The 17,085-nt window shown below is 54.4% G+C and carries 15 protein-coding genes; 5 read left to right on the top strand and 10 right to left on the bottom strand.

The window, feature by feature from the left end; translation table 11 throughout:
* Nucleotides 1-5: 5 nt before the first annotated feature.
* From GRPL_RS06335 to GRPL_RS06325, 3 genes are all read right to left on the bottom strand, one after another.
* A complete protein-coding gene (locus GRPL_RS06335; RefSeq protein WP_032688194.1) occupies nucleotides 6-1,958 on the bottom strand; it encodes a DNA topoisomerase III in 1,953 nt (650 codons plus the stop codon).
* A 4-nt stretch (nucleotides 1,959-1,962) separates the two neighbouring features.
* Nucleotides 1,963-3,006 carry a selenide, water dikinase SelD gene (gene selD, locus GRPL_RS06330; RefSeq protein WP_032688196.1) on the bottom strand — a complete coding sequence of 348 codons (1,044 nt, stop codon included), beginning with the start codon at nucleotides 3,004-3,006 and terminating at the stop codon, nucleotides 1,963-1,965.
* A gap of 316 nt (nucleotides 3,007-3,322) precedes the next feature.
* Nucleotides 3,323-4,072, bottom strand: coding sequence for a GntR family transcriptional regulator (locus GRPL_RS06325; protein WP_032700217.1), 750 nt, complete (start codon nucleotides 4,070-4,072; stop codon nucleotides 3,323-3,325).
* Between the two features lie 338 nt (nucleotides 4,073-4,410).
* Between GRPL_RS06325 and GRPL_RS06320 the strand changes: the two genes are divergently transcribed.
* Nucleotides 4,411-5,340 (top strand): DUF7916 family protein, encoded by a 930-nt coding sequence (locus GRPL_RS06320; RefSeq protein ID WP_032688199.1) that lies wholly within the window; start codon nucleotides 4,411-4,413, stop codon nucleotides 5,338-5,340.
* Nucleotides 5,341-5,611: 271 nt separating this feature from the next.
* Entirely contained in the window at nucleotides 5,612-6,358 is a 747-nt protein-coding gene (gene phoC, locus GRPL_RS06315; RefSeq protein WP_032688200.1) for an acid phosphatase PhoC, read from the top strand.
* A gap of 55 nt (nucleotides 6,359-6,413) precedes the next feature.
* Here phoC and GRPL_RS06310 read toward each other — a convergent pair whose 3' ends face one another.
* Nucleotides 6,414-6,965 carry an NAD(P)H nitroreductase gene (locus tag GRPL_RS06310; RefSeq protein ID WP_032700219.1) on the bottom strand — a complete coding sequence of 184 codons (552 nt, stop codon included), beginning with the start codon at nucleotides 6,963-6,965 and terminating at the stop codon, nucleotides 6,414-6,416.
* A 165-nt stretch (nucleotides 6,966-7,130) separates the two neighbouring features.
* Between GRPL_RS06310 and sppA the strand changes: the two genes are divergently transcribed.
* The 3 genes from sppA to pncA all read left to right on the top strand — a co-directional run bounded on the left by sppA (nucleotide 7,131) and on the right by pncA (nucleotide 10,809).
* Nucleotides 7,131-8,984: a signal peptide peptidase SppA gene (gene sppA, locus GRPL_RS06305; protein ID WP_032700221.1), complete on the top strand. Its 1,854-nt coding sequence runs from the start codon at nucleotides 7,131-7,133 to the stop codon at nucleotides 8,982-8,984.
* 157 nt (nucleotides 8,985-9,141) lie between these two features.
* Complete coding sequence (gene ansA, locus GRPL_RS06300; protein WP_032688358.1) at nucleotides 9,142-10,158, top strand: asparaginase; 1,017 nt, start codon at nucleotides 9,142-9,144, stop codon at nucleotides 10,156-10,158.
* A 9-nt stretch (nucleotides 10,159-10,167) separates the two neighbouring features.
* Nucleotides 10,168-10,809: a bifunctional nicotinamidase/pyrazinamidase gene (pncA, locus tag GRPL_RS06295; RefSeq protein ID WP_032695839.1), complete on the top strand. Its 642-nt coding sequence runs from the start codon at nucleotides 10,168-10,170 to the stop codon at nucleotides 10,807-10,809.
* A gap of 34 nt (nucleotides 10,810-10,843) precedes the next feature.
* Here the strand turns inward: pncA and GRPL_RS06290 are convergent, their stop codons facing one another.
* The 6 genes from GRPL_RS06290 to GRPL_RS06265 all read right to left on the bottom strand — a co-directional run bounded on the left by GRPL_RS06290 (nucleotide 10,844) and on the right by GRPL_RS06265 (nucleotide 17,085).
* On the bottom strand, nucleotides 10,844-12,202 hold the full coding sequence (locus GRPL_RS06290; RefSeq protein WP_032700222.1) for an MFS transporter: 1,359 nt from the start codon (nucleotides 12,200-12,202) through the stop codon (nucleotides 10,844-10,846).
* A gap of 139 nt (nucleotides 12,203-12,341) precedes the next feature.
* Nucleotides 12,342-13,100: a DeoR/GlpR family DNA-binding transcription regulator gene (locus GRPL_RS06285; RefSeq protein ID WP_032695837.1), complete on the bottom strand. Its 759-nt coding sequence runs from the start codon at nucleotides 13,098-13,100 to the stop codon at nucleotides 12,342-12,344.
* 135 nt (nucleotides 13,101-13,235) lie between these two features.
* Nucleotides 13,236-14,219, bottom strand: a complete 984-nt coding sequence (ydjG, locus tag GRPL_RS06280; protein ID WP_032695836.1) for an NADH-dependent methylglyoxal reductase — start codon at nucleotides 14,217-14,219, stop codon at nucleotides 13,236-13,238.
* A gap of 9 nt (nucleotides 14,220-14,228) precedes the next feature.
* A complete protein-coding gene (locus GRPL_RS06275) occupies nucleotides 14,229-15,176 on the bottom strand; it encodes a sugar kinase (protein ID WP_032688212.1) in 948 nt (315 codons plus the stop codon).
* 4 nt (nucleotides 15,177-15,180) lie between these two features.
* Nucleotides 15,181-16,017, bottom strand: coding sequence for a ketose-bisphosphate aldolase (locus GRPL_RS06270; RefSeq protein ID WP_032700224.1), 837 nt, complete (start codon nucleotides 16,015-16,017; stop codon nucleotides 15,181-15,183).
* Between the two features lie 24 nt (nucleotides 16,018-16,041).
* The gene (locus tag GRPL_RS06265; protein WP_032688214.1) at nucleotides 16,042-17,085 is read right to left on the bottom strand and encodes an NAD(P)-dependent alcohol dehydrogenase; all 1,044 of its coding nucleotides are present in this window, start codon (nucleotides 17,083-17,085) and stop codon (nucleotides 16,042-16,044) included.

Below are 17,085 nucleotides of genomic sequence, written 5' to 3' on the forward strand. Positions count from 1 at the left end.
GTTTTTTATGAGTTTTCCGTGGCGGAATCCGCGGCGGGCTTCTTGTCTTTCGTTTTCGCTTTGCTTTTACCTTTGCTAAAACTCTTTTTACCGCCGCCCGGGGCGACAATGCCGCGGAACTGACGCACCGGCGTACTCCTGGCCTGCTCAATCAGCTGATAAAGCGTGCCGACCAGCGGCTGCATAAAGTCCTGATAACGGCACTGCTTCTCGCTGATTTGCGTCAGTACCGACTCCCAGTGGGCGGTCATATCCGGCCGCGCAGCCATCTCCGGCAGGGAGTGAATCAGCGCGCGTCCGGCATCGGAGGAGTGAATATAGCGTCCCTTTTTAACTAAAAAGCCCCGCTTAAACAGCAGCTCGATGATCCCGGCGCGGGTCGCTTCCGTACCCAGACCGTCAGTCGCACGCAGAATCTTTTTCAGTTCTTTATCCTGCACAAAACGGGCAATCCCGGTCATCGCCGACAGCAGCGTTGCATCGGTAAAATAGCGCGGCGGCTGAGTTTGCCGTTCCACCACTTCGCCCTTTTCACACAATAGCTCGTCGTCTTTTGCCACGACCGGCAGCGGGGTACCGTCGTTCTCTTCATCCCGCTCTTTGTTACCCAGCAGCGCGCGCCAGCCGGCTTCGGCGAGGAAACGCGCTTTGGCGACAAATTTGCCATTGGCAATATCAAGATCGATCTGACACTTGCGGAACACCGCATCCGGGCAGAACTGCATCAGATACTGGCGCGCAATCAGGCTATACACCTTCTGTTCGTTATCGGACAGTTTCACCTGACTACTGCGGGCGGTCGGGATGATCGCATGGTGCGCATCAACTTTTTTATCGTCCCAGCAGCGGTTGCGGATTTCCGGATCAACCGCCGGCTGCGGCAACAGATCCGCCGCATGAACCCCGATGGCATTAAGAACCGCATGCCGACCGGCAAAATGCTCTTCCGGCAGATAGCGGCTGTCCGAACGCGGATAGGTAATCAGTTTGTGGGTTTCATACAGTTTCTGGCAGATATCCAGCACGTTTTGCGCGCTAAAGCCAAAGCGCTTCGCCGCCTCAATCTGCAGCGTCGAAAGCGAAAACGGCAGCGGCGCCGGCTCCGAATCTCGCTTATCGTTGTAGGCGGTCACCCGCGCTGGCTGGCCCGCAATGCGCGCAACCACGTGTTCGGCCAGCGGACGATGCAGCAGACGCCCCTCTTCATCCTGATACGGTTCGCAGGCATCGCTCGGCACCCAGGTGGCGACGAAACGCTCATCCTTCGGCGTCACGATATGCGCCTTGACGTCAAAGAAATCTTTGGCGACAAAGTTCTCAATCTCTTCGTCACGCCGCACTACCAGCCCCAGCACCGGCGTCTGCACCCGCCCGACCGACAGCACGCCCTGGTAACCGGCATTGCGGCCGAGCAGCGTATAGGCGCGGGTCATATTAATCCCGTAGAGCCAGTCAGCGCGGGCGCGGGCCAGAGCCGAAACGCATAGCGGAATAAACTCGCTGTTAGCGCGCAGGCGAGATATCGCCCGCTCCACCGCCTGCGGGTTAAGATCGTTAATCAGGCAGCGCTGAACCTGCTGGCGCTTTTCCGGCGCCAGCTGCAGATAGTCGAGAACTTCGTCGACCAGCAGCTGTCCCTCTCTGTCCGGGTCACCGGCGTGAATCACCTCCTGCGCATCGCCCAGCAGACGCTTGATGACGTTGAGCTGTTTGGTCACCGACGGTTTTGGCTGCAGCTGCCACTTTTCCGGCACAATAGGCAGGTCGAGCAGATTCCAGCGCGCATAGCGCCCGTCATAGACGTCCGGCTGAGCCTGCTCGAGCAAATGGCCGATGCACCAGGTGACCACCTGCCCGTTACCGCACTCAATATAACCATCACCTTTGCGATGCGGTTTGGGGAGCACGTCGGCGATGGCGCGACCAAGACTGGGTTTTTCCGCAATAAACAACCGCATGTAATCAACGGATCTCGATCATGGGACGTCCGCCGCGTGCGGTCACCAGCTCGCCGATGGCGGCAAGCTTAATTCCGAACTCTTCGGCTGCGGCACGCACTTCGGCTTCCGCTTCCGGCGTCACCGCCAGCAGCAGACCGCCGGAGGTTTGCGGGTCACACAGCAGATCGCGCCACGCCGCCGGCATGTCGCCCATCAGATGGCCGTAGCTGGCAAAGTTGCGCCCGGTGCCGCCGGGAACGGCGCCCGCCGCAATGTACTCTTCAACGCCCGGCAGTTTCGGGATATCCGCGTAGTTCAGTAGCGCCTGAACACCCGCGCCGCGACACACTTCGCTCAGATGCCCCAGCAGGCCGAAACCGGTAACGTCGGTCATCGCTTTTACACCGCCGATGGTGGCAAAGGCCGCGCCGGCGAGGTTCATCTGGCACATGGTTTCCGTTGCCAGCCCCTGGTGCTCCGGTTTGAGCAGCGATTTTTTCTCTGCGGTGGTCAGCACGCCAATGCCTAGCGGCTTAGTAAGATAGAGTCTGCAGCCCGCCTCGGCGGTGCTGTTTTTCTTGATCCGCTCGGTGGGCACCACGCCGGTGACCGCCAGACCGAAAATCGGCTCCGGGGCGTCAATCGAGTGGCCACCGGCCAGGGAGATGCCCGCCTGCTGGCAGGCAAAACGCCCGCCGTCCACGACTTCGCGGGCAATTTCCGGCGCCAGGGTATTAATCGGCCAGCCAAGAATGGCAATCGCCATAATCGGTTTTCCACCCATCGCGAAAATGTCGCTGATGGCGTTGGTGGCGGCGATACGACCAAAGTCGAACGGGCTGTCGACTATCGGCATAAAAAAGTCGGTGGTGCTGATGATCGACGTCCCGTTGCCAAGGTCGTAAACCGCCGCATCATCACTGGTCTCATTCCCCACCAGCAGGTTCGGATCGATAAACTTCGCCCGATCGCTCTTCAGAATAGTTTCCAGTACTTTAGGGGAAATTTTACAACCACAACCGGCTCCGTGGCTGTATTGCGTTAAACGAATAGCTTGCTCGCTCATGGACATCTCCTGTCATTGCAATCCCGCTATGGTAGCGCTCAAACGCCAAGGTGGTAAGTATGACAGTCCGAAATCGCGAATGGTTGCTCATTAAGCAGACAAATAGACGATTTTGCGATGGACAACCCTCTTGAGCGCGCTATTTTCACTGTCGCTGAAAGTCCGATGAGGTTCAGGATTATCAGACATCTCAGACAAAATGCGGATCGGCGGGACGGTAAAAATCAGCGCCTTCCATCGCGAAATTCTGCGCCCGGGATCCTGCCGCCATTTTCACGCTTAGCGGGCCAGCCTGCCACCGAGCGGCAGCGCGCCGCTATGGCGCTTCTCGACGTAGCTCAAGCGTAAAATCATAGTAATCATTCAGGCACCAGGTCCGGGTGTATTCCACGGGCCTGTCATCGTAGGTGAAGCCAATCCGGGTCACCAGCAAAAGCGGCTCATCTTGTTTGATGTTCAGATAGTAAGCCAGCTGACTGTCCGTTGATACGGCCCTGAAGTGCTGAGTTGCCCGCAGTACCGGTGAGCCTTTGGTCTCCAGGTGCTGATATAACGATTCATCCATTTCGCTGATTTTATCCAGCAGAAGCGCCGGCAAAACCGCCGTCTGCAAAGAAACGGCGATACCGTTAATTTTCCTGAGCCGGGTCAGTTCGACAATTTCACTTTGACCTTCTGTCAGTTGCAGAGCATGGCGCTCCTCCTGGGTTGCTAACCGCCGCAGATATCCCACCAGCTCGCTTTGTGCTGTGCCTCCGCTCGCTGCCGCCATTTCAGTAAAACTTTCCAGCGACGGCAGGGACTGGCGCACATGAGGAGCCACGAAGGTCCCGGATCCCTGATTGCGGATCAGCACCCCCTCCTCCAGCAACTGCTGTAATGCTTTTCGGGCTGTGCCTCGCGCAATATTCAGCATCTCTACCAGCGCCCGTTCTGACGGCAGAACATCGCCAGGACGGAGCCGGCCTTCAGAAACGGCTAACTTAATGGCATTCACCAGTTGCATATACAGCGGCAACGCGCTGGATTGATCGAGATAAAACCCGGGATGCGAAGTTGTGTTCATCGTCTCTCTGCGCAAGTGGTAACTGGTCCAGTTTCTGTGAACCAATTCTTAACCAGGAATCGCTCGTTGTCATCCTCAAATCAGCGACAGAGAAAAGCCTCTCAGATCACAAAATGGCCATTTTGTCGTAGGCAGGATCCATTTTTATTCTGTATGGTTCACTAATGGTACACAAGTGGTTTAGTTTTAACTGAACCAAAGATGGCTGATGATGACTGAGGTAAATTGATGCAGGGAATTTTTTCCGCCAGCATGCCGCGGCGGGTCGAGGCGCTGATACTGCCTGCTCAGGCCGCAGGAAAAATCAGAGAACTGACTCAGCAACGAGGCATATATCAATGACAACTAAACGTTTACTGGACTGCTGTGCTTCCGATTTTGTGTCGATGAATAAAGCGCAGCTGCTGTATGCCATTCGCGCCAGCGAAGGCCGGGTCATGGTCAGTGAATCTATCGCCATCACTCAGCCATTGCTGAACAATGTCACCAATGCCGAGCTTGCCGCATCGCAGGGCGCGGATATCCTGCTGATTAATATGTTTGACTGTGAAAACCCGCATATTGAGGGGTTGCCTGCCGATATCGCGCCGGAAAAAACGCTGCATGAACTGCAGCGCCTGACCGGGCGCATTATTGGTGTCAATCTGGAGGCCGTAGACCCGGAATTTGCGGTTGCCCATGACGATATCTGGAAAATGAGACCGGGGCGCTCGGCAACGGCTGACAATGCCCGTAAGCTGGTCGCCATGGGGGCGAAAATTCTGGTGTTAACGGGCAACCCGGCTAACGGAGTCAGCAACCGGGCGCTGGGGATCGCCGCCGAAGAGATTCGCCAGGCGGTGGGCGACAGCGCGGTGATTATCACCGGGAAAATGCACGGTGCGGGAGTGGTGCGCGAAAGCGGCAGCAGCATTATCAGCGAGCAGGATGTTAGCTGGTTCGCCGCCCAGGGGGCGGATATTGTGTTGCTCCCGGCCCCAGGCACGATACCGGGAATGAGTCAGCAACGTGTGGCATCGCTTATCGATACGGCGCATGCGCATGGCGTGCTGGCGATGACGGCGATTGGGACCTCCCAGGAAGGCGCTGATGTCGGCACCGTTCGTCAGATAGCGTTGATGAGTAAAATGGCGGGCGCCGACCTGCACCATATTGGCGATACGGGTTATATGGGGATGGCATTACCGGAGAATATTCTGGCCTACAGTATTGCTATTCGTGGGGTCAGGCATACCTACACCCGCATCGCACGTTCGGTTTATCGGTAAACAGGTATCAAAGGTACCTGAGTCGTCTCTCATCCGGCAAAGAAAAACGCGCCGGATGAGAGAGTTTAGCGTCTATCCCGGCAGGCGTTATTGGCACAGGCAGGTTGCGCACGGGCCGCCCTGAAAGGTGAAATCGTTGTCAGCGTTGCCCGGGGCAAAATGCTCCGCAAAATAGCCCTGAGGAGACAGACTCTTAATTTCAGCAAAACAATGGATCTTAATGCGTCAGTTTCGCTCCATTGTCCCCCTCCACCACAATAAGGATATCTTGATGAAAAAGCGTGTACTCGCCCTTTGCCTTGCCAGCCTCTTTTCAGTTAGCGCCTTTGCGCTGGTTCCCGCCGGCAATGATGCCACCACCAAGCCCGATCTCTACTATCTGAAAAATGCCCAGGCCATTGACAGCCTGGCGCTGTTGCCACCGCCGCCGGAAGTGGGCAGCATTGCGTTTTTAAACGATCAGGCGATGTATGAGAAAGGCCGTCTGCTGCGCGCCACCGCCCGCGGCAAGTTGGCGGCAGAGGATGCCAACCTGAGCGCGGGTGGCGTGGCCAACGCCTTCTCCGCAGCATTCGGCTCCCCGATCAGCGAAAAAGACGCCCCGGCGCTGCACAAACTGCTCACCAACATGATTGAAGACGCGGGCGATCTGGCGACCCGAGGCGCGAAAGAGAAGTATATGCGTATTCGTCCGTTTGCCTTCTACGGCGTGTCCACCTGCAATACCACCGAACAGGATAAGCTGTCGAAAAACGGCTCCTACCCTTCCGGACACACCTCTATCGGCTGGGCGACCGCCCTGGTGCTGGCCGAAATCAACCCGCAGCGCCAGAATGAGATTCTCAAGCGCGGCTATGAGCTCGGTGAAAGTCGGGTGATCTGCGGTTACCACTGGCAGAGCGATGTTGACGCCGCGCGGATTGTCGGCTCGGCGGTGGTTGCAACCCTGCATACCAATCCGGCCTTCCAGCAGCAGCTGCAAAAAGCCAAAGACGAGTTTGCGAAACAGCAGAAATAGTCGGCGCGACAGCCCGGCGGTTCACGCCTGCCGGGCTGTTCTGACTCTGCGTTGCTCAGAAACGGACCACAAACGGCGCGGTGTCCGGCAGAGAAACGGTCGTGGAGGCTTTAAGCTGCGGCGTTCCCAGATAGAGAAAACCGACGATTTTATCCTGCTCGCGGCAGGCAAAACCTTCCCGGACGATCGGGCTTTCGGTCAATGCGCCGCTGCGCCAGATACCGTTAAAGCCCTGCGCCAACGCCGCCATCTGCATGGCCATCACGGCGCAGCCGGCCGACATTTCCTGCTCCCATTTCGGCACCTTCGGGTGATCTTCACAGCGGGCGACGACGGTGATAATCAGCGGAGCGCGGAACGGCGCACTGCGGGCCTTTTCAATACCTTTGTCATCATGCCCGGCCTCAATCGCCCCTTTCTCCAGCAATTGACTGAAGCGTTCACGGCCTTCATCAGAAATAATAAAGAAACGCCAGGGTTGCAGCGTCCCATGATCCGGGGCGCGCAGTCCGGCGCGGAGAATGTTTTCCAGTTGTTCACCGCTCGGTGCCGGCTCTGCAAGACGAGAAGCGCTGCGGCGGTTTATCAGTAGTTCGAGAGCATCCATCTGTGTAACTCCTGTGATGTCATTTTGCATAAAATTAACATGCGCAAGAATTTTGTTACAGCACGACCGGTGATTCCTGCTGACAACCGTCAGCCGTCTCTTTAGGATAACCAGACGCGGCAACCCATGCGGTTAGCCCATTTTTAACAATGTTAGGGAGAATACATGCGAACTCTTTGGCGGCTGCTCGCCGGATTTTTTAAATGGACATGGCGGGTACTCAACTTTATTCGCCAGCTCGCACTGAACGTGGTTTTCCTGTTGCTGGTTCTGGTTTGTGTCGGTATCTGGGCACAGTTCAGCAGCACCACAACGGAACATACCGCTCGCGGCGCGCTGCTGATGGATATCACCGGCGTGGTGGTCGATAAACCGTCCGCCAGTAGCAAACTCGGCGTGATCGGTCGTCAGCTCTTTGGCGCCAGTTCCGACCGTCTCCAGGAAAACTCGCTGTTTGATATCGTACAGACCATTCGTCAGGCGAAAGATGATCGCAATATCACCGGTATCGTCCTCGATCTGAAAAATTTTGCCGGCGGCGATCAGCCTTCAATGCAGTATATCGGTAAGGCGCTGCGCGAATTCCGCGATAGCGGTAAACCGGTGTATGCCGTGGGGAGCAGCTACAGCCAGGGGCAGTACTATCTGGCAAGCTTCGCCAATAAAATCTGGCTTTCGCCGCAGGGTGAGGTCGATCTGCACGGTTTTGCCACCAACGGCCTGTATTACAAATCTCTGCTCGACAAGCTAAAAGTCTCAACCCACGTTTTCCGCGTCGGGACCTATAAATCGGCGGTCGAGCCGTTTATCCGCGACGATATGTCGCCTGCCGCCCGTGAAGCCGACAGCCGCTGGATTGGCGAGCTGTGGCAAAACTACCTCAATACCATCGCCGCTAACCGCCAAATCACGGCTCAGCAGCTGTTCCCTGGCGCTCAGGGGCTGATTGACGGTCTGCGTAAAGTGGACGGCGATACGGCGCAGTACGCGCTGAACAACAAGCTGGTAGATGAGCTGGGTACCGCCACCGACGTGGAGAAGGCGCTGACCAAACAGTTCGGCTGGAGCAAAGCGGATAATAACTATCGCGCGATCAGCTATTACGATTACAGCGTGAAAACGCCGTCTGACCAGGGCGCTACCATTGCGGTGATCTTCGCTAACGGCGCGATCATGGACGGCGAAGAGACGCCGGGTAACGTCGGCGGAGACACGACCGCCGCACAGATTCGCGATGCCCGCCTCGATCCGAAGGTGAAAGCGATTGTCCTGCGCGTCAACAGCCCGGGCGGCAGCGTCAGCGCCTCGGAAGTGATTCGTGAAGAGCTGGCGGCGGCGAAAGCCGCAGGTAAACCGGTGGTGGTCTCCATGGGCGGCATGGCCGCTTCCGGCGGCTACTGGATCTCCACGCCGGCCAACTATATCGTCGCCAACCCAAGCACCCTCACCGGCTCGATTGGCATCTTCGGCGTCATTAACACCGTCGAAAATACGCTGGATTCGATCGGCGTCCATACCGATGGCGTGGCGACGTCGGCGCTGGCCGATGTCTCCACCACCAAATCGCTGCCGCCTGAGGTTCAGCAGTTGATGCAGCTGAGCATCGAAAACGGCTACAAACGTTTTATCACGCTGGTGGCCAACGCGCGTAACAGTACGCCGGAGAAAATCGACCAGATTGCCCAGGGCCATGTCTGGACCGGTGAAGATGCGAAAGCTAACGGGCTGGTTGATAGCCTGGGCGACTTTGACGACGCGGTGGCAAAAGCCGCGGAGCTGGCGAAGCTTAAACAGTGGCATATCAACTACTATCAGGAAGAGCCGACGTTCTTCTCAATGGTGATCGATAGCCTGACCGGTTCGGTCCGCGCGTCGCTGCCAGCGGCACTGCAGGCCTGGCTGCCGGCGCCGGTTGCCGCCGCGGCCAATGCCGTCAAGGCTGAGAGCGATAAGCTCGCCGCGTTCAACGATCCGCAGAACCGCTACGCGTTCTGCTTAACCTGTGCCAATATCCGCTAATTCCTCCATCTGGCCCCTCTCCCCCGACAACGTCAATGTTGTCGGGGGAACACGCGCCCCAACGCACCTGCAACTTGAAGTATGAAGGGGATTGCGCTGTATTTTTTTTAGCGGTCACCTTATACTGCGCCTGTCTATGTACAACCTAAGCGATGATATGCAAAAGAAATCGATTTACGTTGCCTACACCGGTGGGACCATCGGTATGCAGCGCTCAGAACACGGTTATATTCCCGTTTCCGGCCACCTGCAGCGTCAGCTGGCGCTGATGCCTGAGTTCCACCGTCCGGAGATGCCGGACTTTACGATTCATGAATATGAACCGCTGATGGACTCTTCCGATATGACGCCAGAAGACTGGCAGCACATCGCCGACGACATCCGCGCGCATTACGACGAGTACGACGGCTTTGTTATCCTGCACGGCACTGACACCATGGCCTTTACCGCCTCAGCGCTGTCGTTCATGCTCGAGCATCTGGGTAAACCGGTTATTGTGACAGGGTCACAAATCCCGTTAGCCGAGCTGCGCTCCGACGGGCAGATCAATTTGCTGAATGCTCTGTACGTTGCCGCTAATTACCCGATTAATGAAGTGACGCTGTTCTTCAATAACCGTCTCTATCGCGGCAACCGCACGACCAAAGCCCATGCCGATGGTTTCGATGCCTTCGCCTCCCCTAATCTGGCTCCTTTACTGGAAGCCGGGATCCACATTCGTCGCCTCGGCACGCCGCCAGCGCCACACGGTATCGGCGAGCTGATTGTGCATCCCATCACGCCGCAGCCAATTGGCGTCGTTACGATTTATCCGGGCATTTCTGCCGATGTGGTGCGAAATTTCCTGCGTCAGCCGGTGAAAGCGTTGATTCTGCGCTCCTATGGCGTCGGCAACGCCCCGCAAAACGGCGAGTTCATCCAGGTTCTGGCGGAAGCCAGCCAGCGCGGGATCGTGGTCATTAACCTGACCCAGTGCATGTCCGGCAAGGTCAATATGGGCGGGTATGCCACCGGTAACGCCCTCGCCCAGGCAGGCGTCATCAGCGGTTTTGATATGACCGTTGAGGCCACGCTGACCAAGCTACACTACCTGCTGAGTCAGAATCTGAGCGTCGATGAGATTCGCAACCTGATGCAGGAAAACCTGCGTGGCGAACTGACCCCCGATGAGTAAGGAGAACCGATGACGAATCGCGCACTACTGCTGGTCGATTTACAAAACGATTTTAGCGCGGGCGGCGCACTTGCCGTACCGGAAGGTGATAGCACCATAGATATCGCCAACCGACTTATCGACCATTGTCTCGCCCGCGGCGAAACCGTTGCCGCCAGCCAGGACTGGCACCCGGCAAACCACGGCAGCTTCGCCAGCCAACATCAGGTCGAACCTTATACCCAGGGACAGCTCGATGGCCTGGCGCAAACGTTCTGGCCCGATCACTGCGTGCAGAACGGCGAAGGTGCGGCGCTGCATCCGCTGCTGCAGCAGCAGGCGATAGCCGCGGTGTTTCATAAAGGGGAAAATCCGGCGATCGACAGCTACAGCGCATTTTTTGACAACGGACATCGGCAAAAAACCCGGCTTGATGAGTGGCTGCGCCAACGCGATATCACCGATCTGATCATTCTTGGGCTGGCGACCGATTACTGCGTCAAATTCACCGTGCTGGATGCGCTGAATCTCGGCTATACCGTCAACGTCATTACCGACGGCTGCCGCGGGGTCAACCTCCAGCCGCAGGATAGCGCGCACGCCTTTATGGAGATGGCCGCCGCGGGCGCTACGCTGTACACCCTCGACGACTGGCTGGAAACTCAGGCTTAAAACAGGCCGGCGGGAAACCTGCCGGCCTGTTATCTCAAACCAGAGTTGAAATCTCTTCCAGCGAAACCTTGCGCGTTTCGATGCCAAAGCAGAACAGAATCAGCGCACAAAGCACCAGCATCACGCCGAGGACGATAAAGACCGTAATCGAGCCGTAGCGGGTCAACAGAATGGCGACGCCGTAGGGCGTAAATACGGCGACAATTCTCCCCACCGCGTTAACAAAGCCCGAACCACGTAATCGGAGATGCGTTGGCCACAGCTCCGGTACATACACCGCCGAGGCAAAGCAGACATACATGTACAGGAAAAAGATCATCACCAGGCCGTAGCTCAAAATAGCCCACTCTTCTGTTTGAATGGAATAGAAGTACCCGAGCATTGCAATAATAATCAGCAGGGATGAGCCAAATAATCGCCGCGGAAAACGGTCAATAATCAGTGCAGCAATAAATATCCCAACCGGCGCGCCAATCATAATAATCGCGGTCATCAAGATAGATTTTGTCACGTCGATCCCCGAATTGACAAAAATCGTCGGGATCCACACCGTAATGGTATAGAGCGAAATATTCATGGCGATAAGTACCGTGATCGCCACCAGCGTTCGCCGCAGCATCTGGCCTTTAAACAGTAGCCAGAACGACCCGCTTTCCACGCCCGGGTCCGCCATATGGCCAGCGCTGTGCCAGGCGGGCAAGGTGATTTTTTTCTCTTCCTCGATTTGTGACTCCACCTGCAGGAGGTGCTTTTCCGCCGCGCTTCGCTGTCCTTTGCCCGCAAGCCAGCGAGGAGATTCAATAAAATATTTCCCCGACAGATACCAGGCCAGCAGCATTGCCGCACCGCCAAGCAGGAACATCACCCGCCAGCTTAAAAAGGCAATAACCACGACGCCAATTGCCGCCGATAGCATTGGCGACCAGTTGCCGACAAATGACAGCCGGGCAGACCATTTCCCGCGCACCGCGGGAGGAATAAATTCGGTAAATGAGGCATAGCCCACCATAATTAGCGCCCCCATTCCAGTGCCCATCAAACAGCGGAAAAAGATAAGCCAGTACATGTTGGGTACAAAGGTTGCCGCGCAGGCAGAGACCCCGACGATCAGTAAATTCACGCGAAATGCTTTACGTCGTCCGAGATAATCGCCAATAAACCCACCGGCCAGCGACCCGAGAAAGTAGCCAAACATCAGTGCCGAGGTGAATGCCGCATTGAGGTAATTATTTGACCAGCCGTTACTGACTAACTTGGCCAACACCACGTTACCGGAATAGCTGAGAAAGCCAGTGATTAATAAACTAAAACTAATGATACCGAAAATACGAAAATGAAATCGGGATAAGGGTAAGCGATCTAATCTTGCGCCGATAGGGTCACATTGTTCCATCTGGATGCCTCAAATTCAGCTAAAATATAGAATATGGCGAGCGCAGCAGAGTCATTTTCCCGCGCCACCATCATCATTAAATTTTTATGGCATGATCCAGGTACAAGCTAAAATAATATCGACACGACCAACCCTGGAGTTAATAAACGAGTTGAATATTATTTTCTTTACAAAATGCAATCCACTCTGCACCCGGAGCCTTATTGGTTATAAGATAATTAATATGGCTAAAATCCACGAGTTGGACGAAAGCTTTACGATCAAATTTTGAATGATCGACCAGCAGAGCCACTTCCGTGGCCTGGCGGATCATGGTTTTCTTGATTTCTGCTTCCGCTTCGTTAGAGTCAAGCGCCCCGCTCTGCATATCCAGACCTTTGCAGCTCATCACCATAATATCAACATGATAACGACTAATAATTTCCTTAGTGATCCTTCCCTGCAGCGACAGCGTATTCTTATTCAACTCGCCGCCGGTAGAAACCACGTTGATTTCAGACTGCGCCAGCTCATGAAAGGCTTCAGCCGAGTTGGTTAGCAGCGTGAGATCGTTGCGTTCCTTCAGCAGCTTTAATAATTCCATCGCCGTACTGCTGGAGTCGGCAGCCATAGTAGTTTTATTTTTAATAAATGGTAATGCATTACGAGCGATGGTCTGCTTCTCTTCTAAAAAAGACTTTGCACGTTTATAAAAATGAATATTGTCGGACAACGCGGTAGTATTTAATACCGCACCACCATAGGTTCGGGTCAAAAAACCTTCATTTTCTAGTTTTTCCAGATCGCGGCGAATGGTTTCTTCAGTAACCTGAAAAATTGAACTTAAATTAGAAACCGCCACCCTCTTATCGTTCGCAACCATTTGCTTGATGGTCTGAATTCTGTCTTTTGCCGCCACGATGACACCCCTGTTTCCTGCAAAGTAATAATAAGACCCAAGTATCTCACAGACTATATTTACTTTCAAAAAAACATGTCTGAATCACAGATTTTAATGTTATTTCACACAGAAACAGAGGTCAATACATCAATCTTATTTCGTCTCCAACGCTTCCGCCATTCGCCTCATCAACAATGAGTCCTCATCGGTCAAGGCAATGGTCAGGGCGTCGACATTTTCACGCACCTGCTCTGGCGCCGTTGCGCCGCTCAACAAAGTGATTAAAGCGCTTTGCTTTAAAATCCACGCGAGCGCCAGTGCGGGGATAGTACAGCGATATTTATCACAAAGCGGCTGCCACTGCTCAAGCATATCAATCACCCGCAGCATGTTTTCACGCTGGAACCAGACTTTATTGGCCCGCGCACCGCCCGGGATATAATCTCGCGCGATAGTGCCCGTCAGCAGTCCCTGCTCAAGCGGTGAATAGACCTGTAACACGATGCCATGCTGCTCGCATAACGGCAGTAGTTCTGCTTCCAGCGCTCGATCGAGAATGCTGTACTTAGCCTGCACGATATCCAGCTCGCCATGCCTGAGATACTCCCTGATATGCCCGGCATCCACGTTAGCCGCACCAATTGAACGTATTTTCCCCTCCTTCTTCAGCTCGTTTAGCGTGCTGACGGTTTCAGCAATCGGCGTAAAAAAGGGTTCAACCGACTGCCAATGGGTCATATAAATATCGATGCTTTCGATGCCAAGTCTTTGCAGGCTGGCATCCACCTCCTCCCGAATCGACTCGGGGGTAAGGTTTTTATACAGCTGGCGATCGCCGACTTTATTAAACAGACTGCCCGTACGCTCCCAGACAATACCGCATTTGGTTTCAACCACGATCTCGCTGCGCGGCAGGTGCTTCAGCGCCTGACCGACAATGACTTCGCTGTTACCGAAGTTGTAGCCTGGCGCGGTATCAATCAGATTAATGCCACAGCGATGCGCCTCAACAATGGTGTCGATACAAATCTGCAGGTCGAGATCGCCGTTCCATGCCGGGCCGCCGCCAATGGCCCATGTCCCTAATCCCATGCGAGAAAGCGTAATATCCGTACTGCCTAAAGGAATCATATTCATCTGCCGCTATTACCCTTCGTATTCGTCGAGAAGTTGTTCAACCAGCTTTCTGTTTTTCACGCCCGTCGTGGCGCCCACGCTAAGCACCGAGATCGCAGCCGTTGCGTTAGCAAACAATGCGCACTCGCGCAGCGGCTTACCTTCAAGCAGCGCGGAGATAAATCCCGAGGCAAAGTTGTCCCCCGCGCCGATGGTGTCGATGGCGGTAATTCCTGAAACCGCCGGAACCTCCATCTTCATATCAGCACGCTTAATAAAGCAGCCTCTCTTGCCGGTCTTAATGACCACCGTTTTCACGCCGCAGCTCAGGAAACTGTCGGCAATCTCATTCAGCGTCTCTTTGCCGGTGAGCAGTTTTGCTTCGGCAAAATTGGGAAACAAATAATCTACGTAGCTCAGCGCCTGTCGAATATCTTCCAGCGTTTCGTTAAGCCGCGGCTTAATCATATCGGCACAAATAATTAATCCGTGCGCTTTCGCCTGAATGAAAATCTCCGTTAACGCTTTACCGTCGAGCAGCGGACTATTAAAAATACTCGCCAGCGACAGCAGCTTTGCCTGAGAGAAGCGGTCAAAATCGACATCATTAATATTCAGCTTCCACAGACTGCCGTTGCGGTTAGTCACAAAAGTACGCTCGCCATCAGCGGTAACTAAGCCCACGTTGATTGAGGTATCAATTTCGCCATCCTGCCTCAGACTGTGAATATCAATATTCTCACGCCGGCAGTGCTCTACTATAAAATGCCCGGCAGCGTCATCCCCTATCCGGCTAATTAACGCGGTACGATGACCAAGACGAGAAATAATAGTCGCTTCATTAATTGCGTCTCCCCCGGTGGTCATGGCGATTCGTTCTAAAGGATAAGAGTCGACATCAAAAATATTTTTACTCACCGGCTGTAAGGGAATATCAACGATTGCCGCCCCTATACAAATAACCTCGATATGATCCATATTGTCATTCCGCTTTACCGTCAGAGCCAAACAGTTTGATTTTCTCCAGCGCGCGCTGTTTTACCGCTTTGCGGACTTCGCGCTCAACGTGCAGGAAAGGCTGATTCTGGTTCTCCTGCACAGCCGACATTGCCGCCTGACACAGTTCAGTGTGGATATTGATTTTCGAAATACCTAATGAAATGGCCTTCTTAATATCCGCATCGCTAATGCCGGACGCGCCGTGCAGAACCAGCGGCACGGAAACCGCCTCGCGCACGCGTTTAACCACATCAAAATTCAGTTTCGGTTCAGAAGTATAAACGCCGTGCTGGTTGCCAATCGCCACCGCCAGTGAATCGCAGCCGGTACGCTCGACAAATTCCGCAGCCTGATCCGGGTCGGTATAGTGATAGCCCGCCAGCGCTTCTTCGTAGACCGTTTCATTCCCCACGTGCCCCAGCTCCGCTTCGACCGGAACACCCAGCGGATGGAAGTAGTCCACCGCCTCTTTGGTCAGGCGAATATTCTCTTCGAAATCAAAGGCGGATGCGTCGCGCATCAGTGAATTCATGCCGTGGGTCCAGGCGTTGTGGATAATCTCCATACTGCGCCCGTGATCCCAGTGGGTGATCACCGGTACCGAAGCCTTTTTCGCCATAGAAACCATCATATGCGAAAAATCTTCAAACGAAGTATTTCCCACAAATCCGGTGCCGAAAGAGATAATCACCGGTGATTTAGACTCTTCCGCCGCATCAATTACCCCCATTAACATTTCTGCATTCCACACGTTAAAGTGGGCAATCGCATAATGTTTATTCTGAGCATCGTTTTCCCAATATTTAATATCTGCCAACATGGTTGTTTCTCCCTTTCCAATAAATTAATGATTAACTTTAATAACGCCTTTAATAATTTCGCGTTTGTTGTTAACGGATTCATCAAACGCGCGCTGAACATCCTCATAATCGTAAATATGTGTCACCATCGACTTCACATCGAAACGCCCGGAAGAGATAGCTTCAATGGTGACCGGATAGCGGTTGGCATAGCGGAAGACAGTCTGAATCGAAACTTCACGGTTAATCTTGAGGAAGTTAATCGCTGAATCGCCGGGAACCGTACCGACGATCATGATTTTTCCCCCACGCATAACCAGATAGGGTGCCTGCTTAACGGTGATGGCCGAACCGGCAGTTTCGAAAACGATATCGGCCCCCATCTCGCCGGAGAACTGCTGGCAGCGCGCAAGGGTGTCCTCGTTTGCCCCGTTGATAACGGTTTTGGCCCCGAGCTTCCCGGCCATGGCAAGGCGTTTATCCAGCACATCAACGACAGCGATGTCGGTTGCGCCCATGCACTTACACGCCTGGAGGGTCATTAAACCAATACAGCCTGCGCCAAGAATAACGATCTTCTTACCCGGCTTAACGTCCGCCAGCATCGCAGCGTGCATACCGACCGCAGCGGGTTCCACCAGCGCCCCTTCCATGGTGTCCATGTTATCAGGTAGCCTGTAAGTGAAGCTCTCTGGATGGCACAGATAGTGGGTTAGCGCGCCGCGGTAATTAGGCTGCGTGGCCATAAAGTCAACGTCGGGACAAATATTATATTTCCCCTCCAGGCAGTAGCGGCAGTGGCCGCACGGCACGCCGGGTTCAATATTCACCCGGTCGCCCGGCTTAAATTTGCTAACACGATTTCCTACCGCCACCACCGTACCGGCGCATTCGTGCCCCAGGCCAATTTCCTGATGGGGATCTTTCGGCGGAATAAAGGGGCCTGACTCAAACCCGTGAACATCTGAACCGCAAATACCGACGTATTCAATTTTGATCAGCACTTCATGTTCTTTGGGCACCGGGATATCGGCAGCAATAATTTTCATTGTGCCCGGAGTTTGCAATATCGCTTTCGAATTTTTCAT

The organism is Klebsiella planticola ATCC 33531 (assembly GCF_000735435.1).
GTDB lineage: Bacteria > Pseudomonadota > Gammaproteobacteria > Enterobacterales > Enterobacteriaceae > Klebsiella > Klebsiella planticola.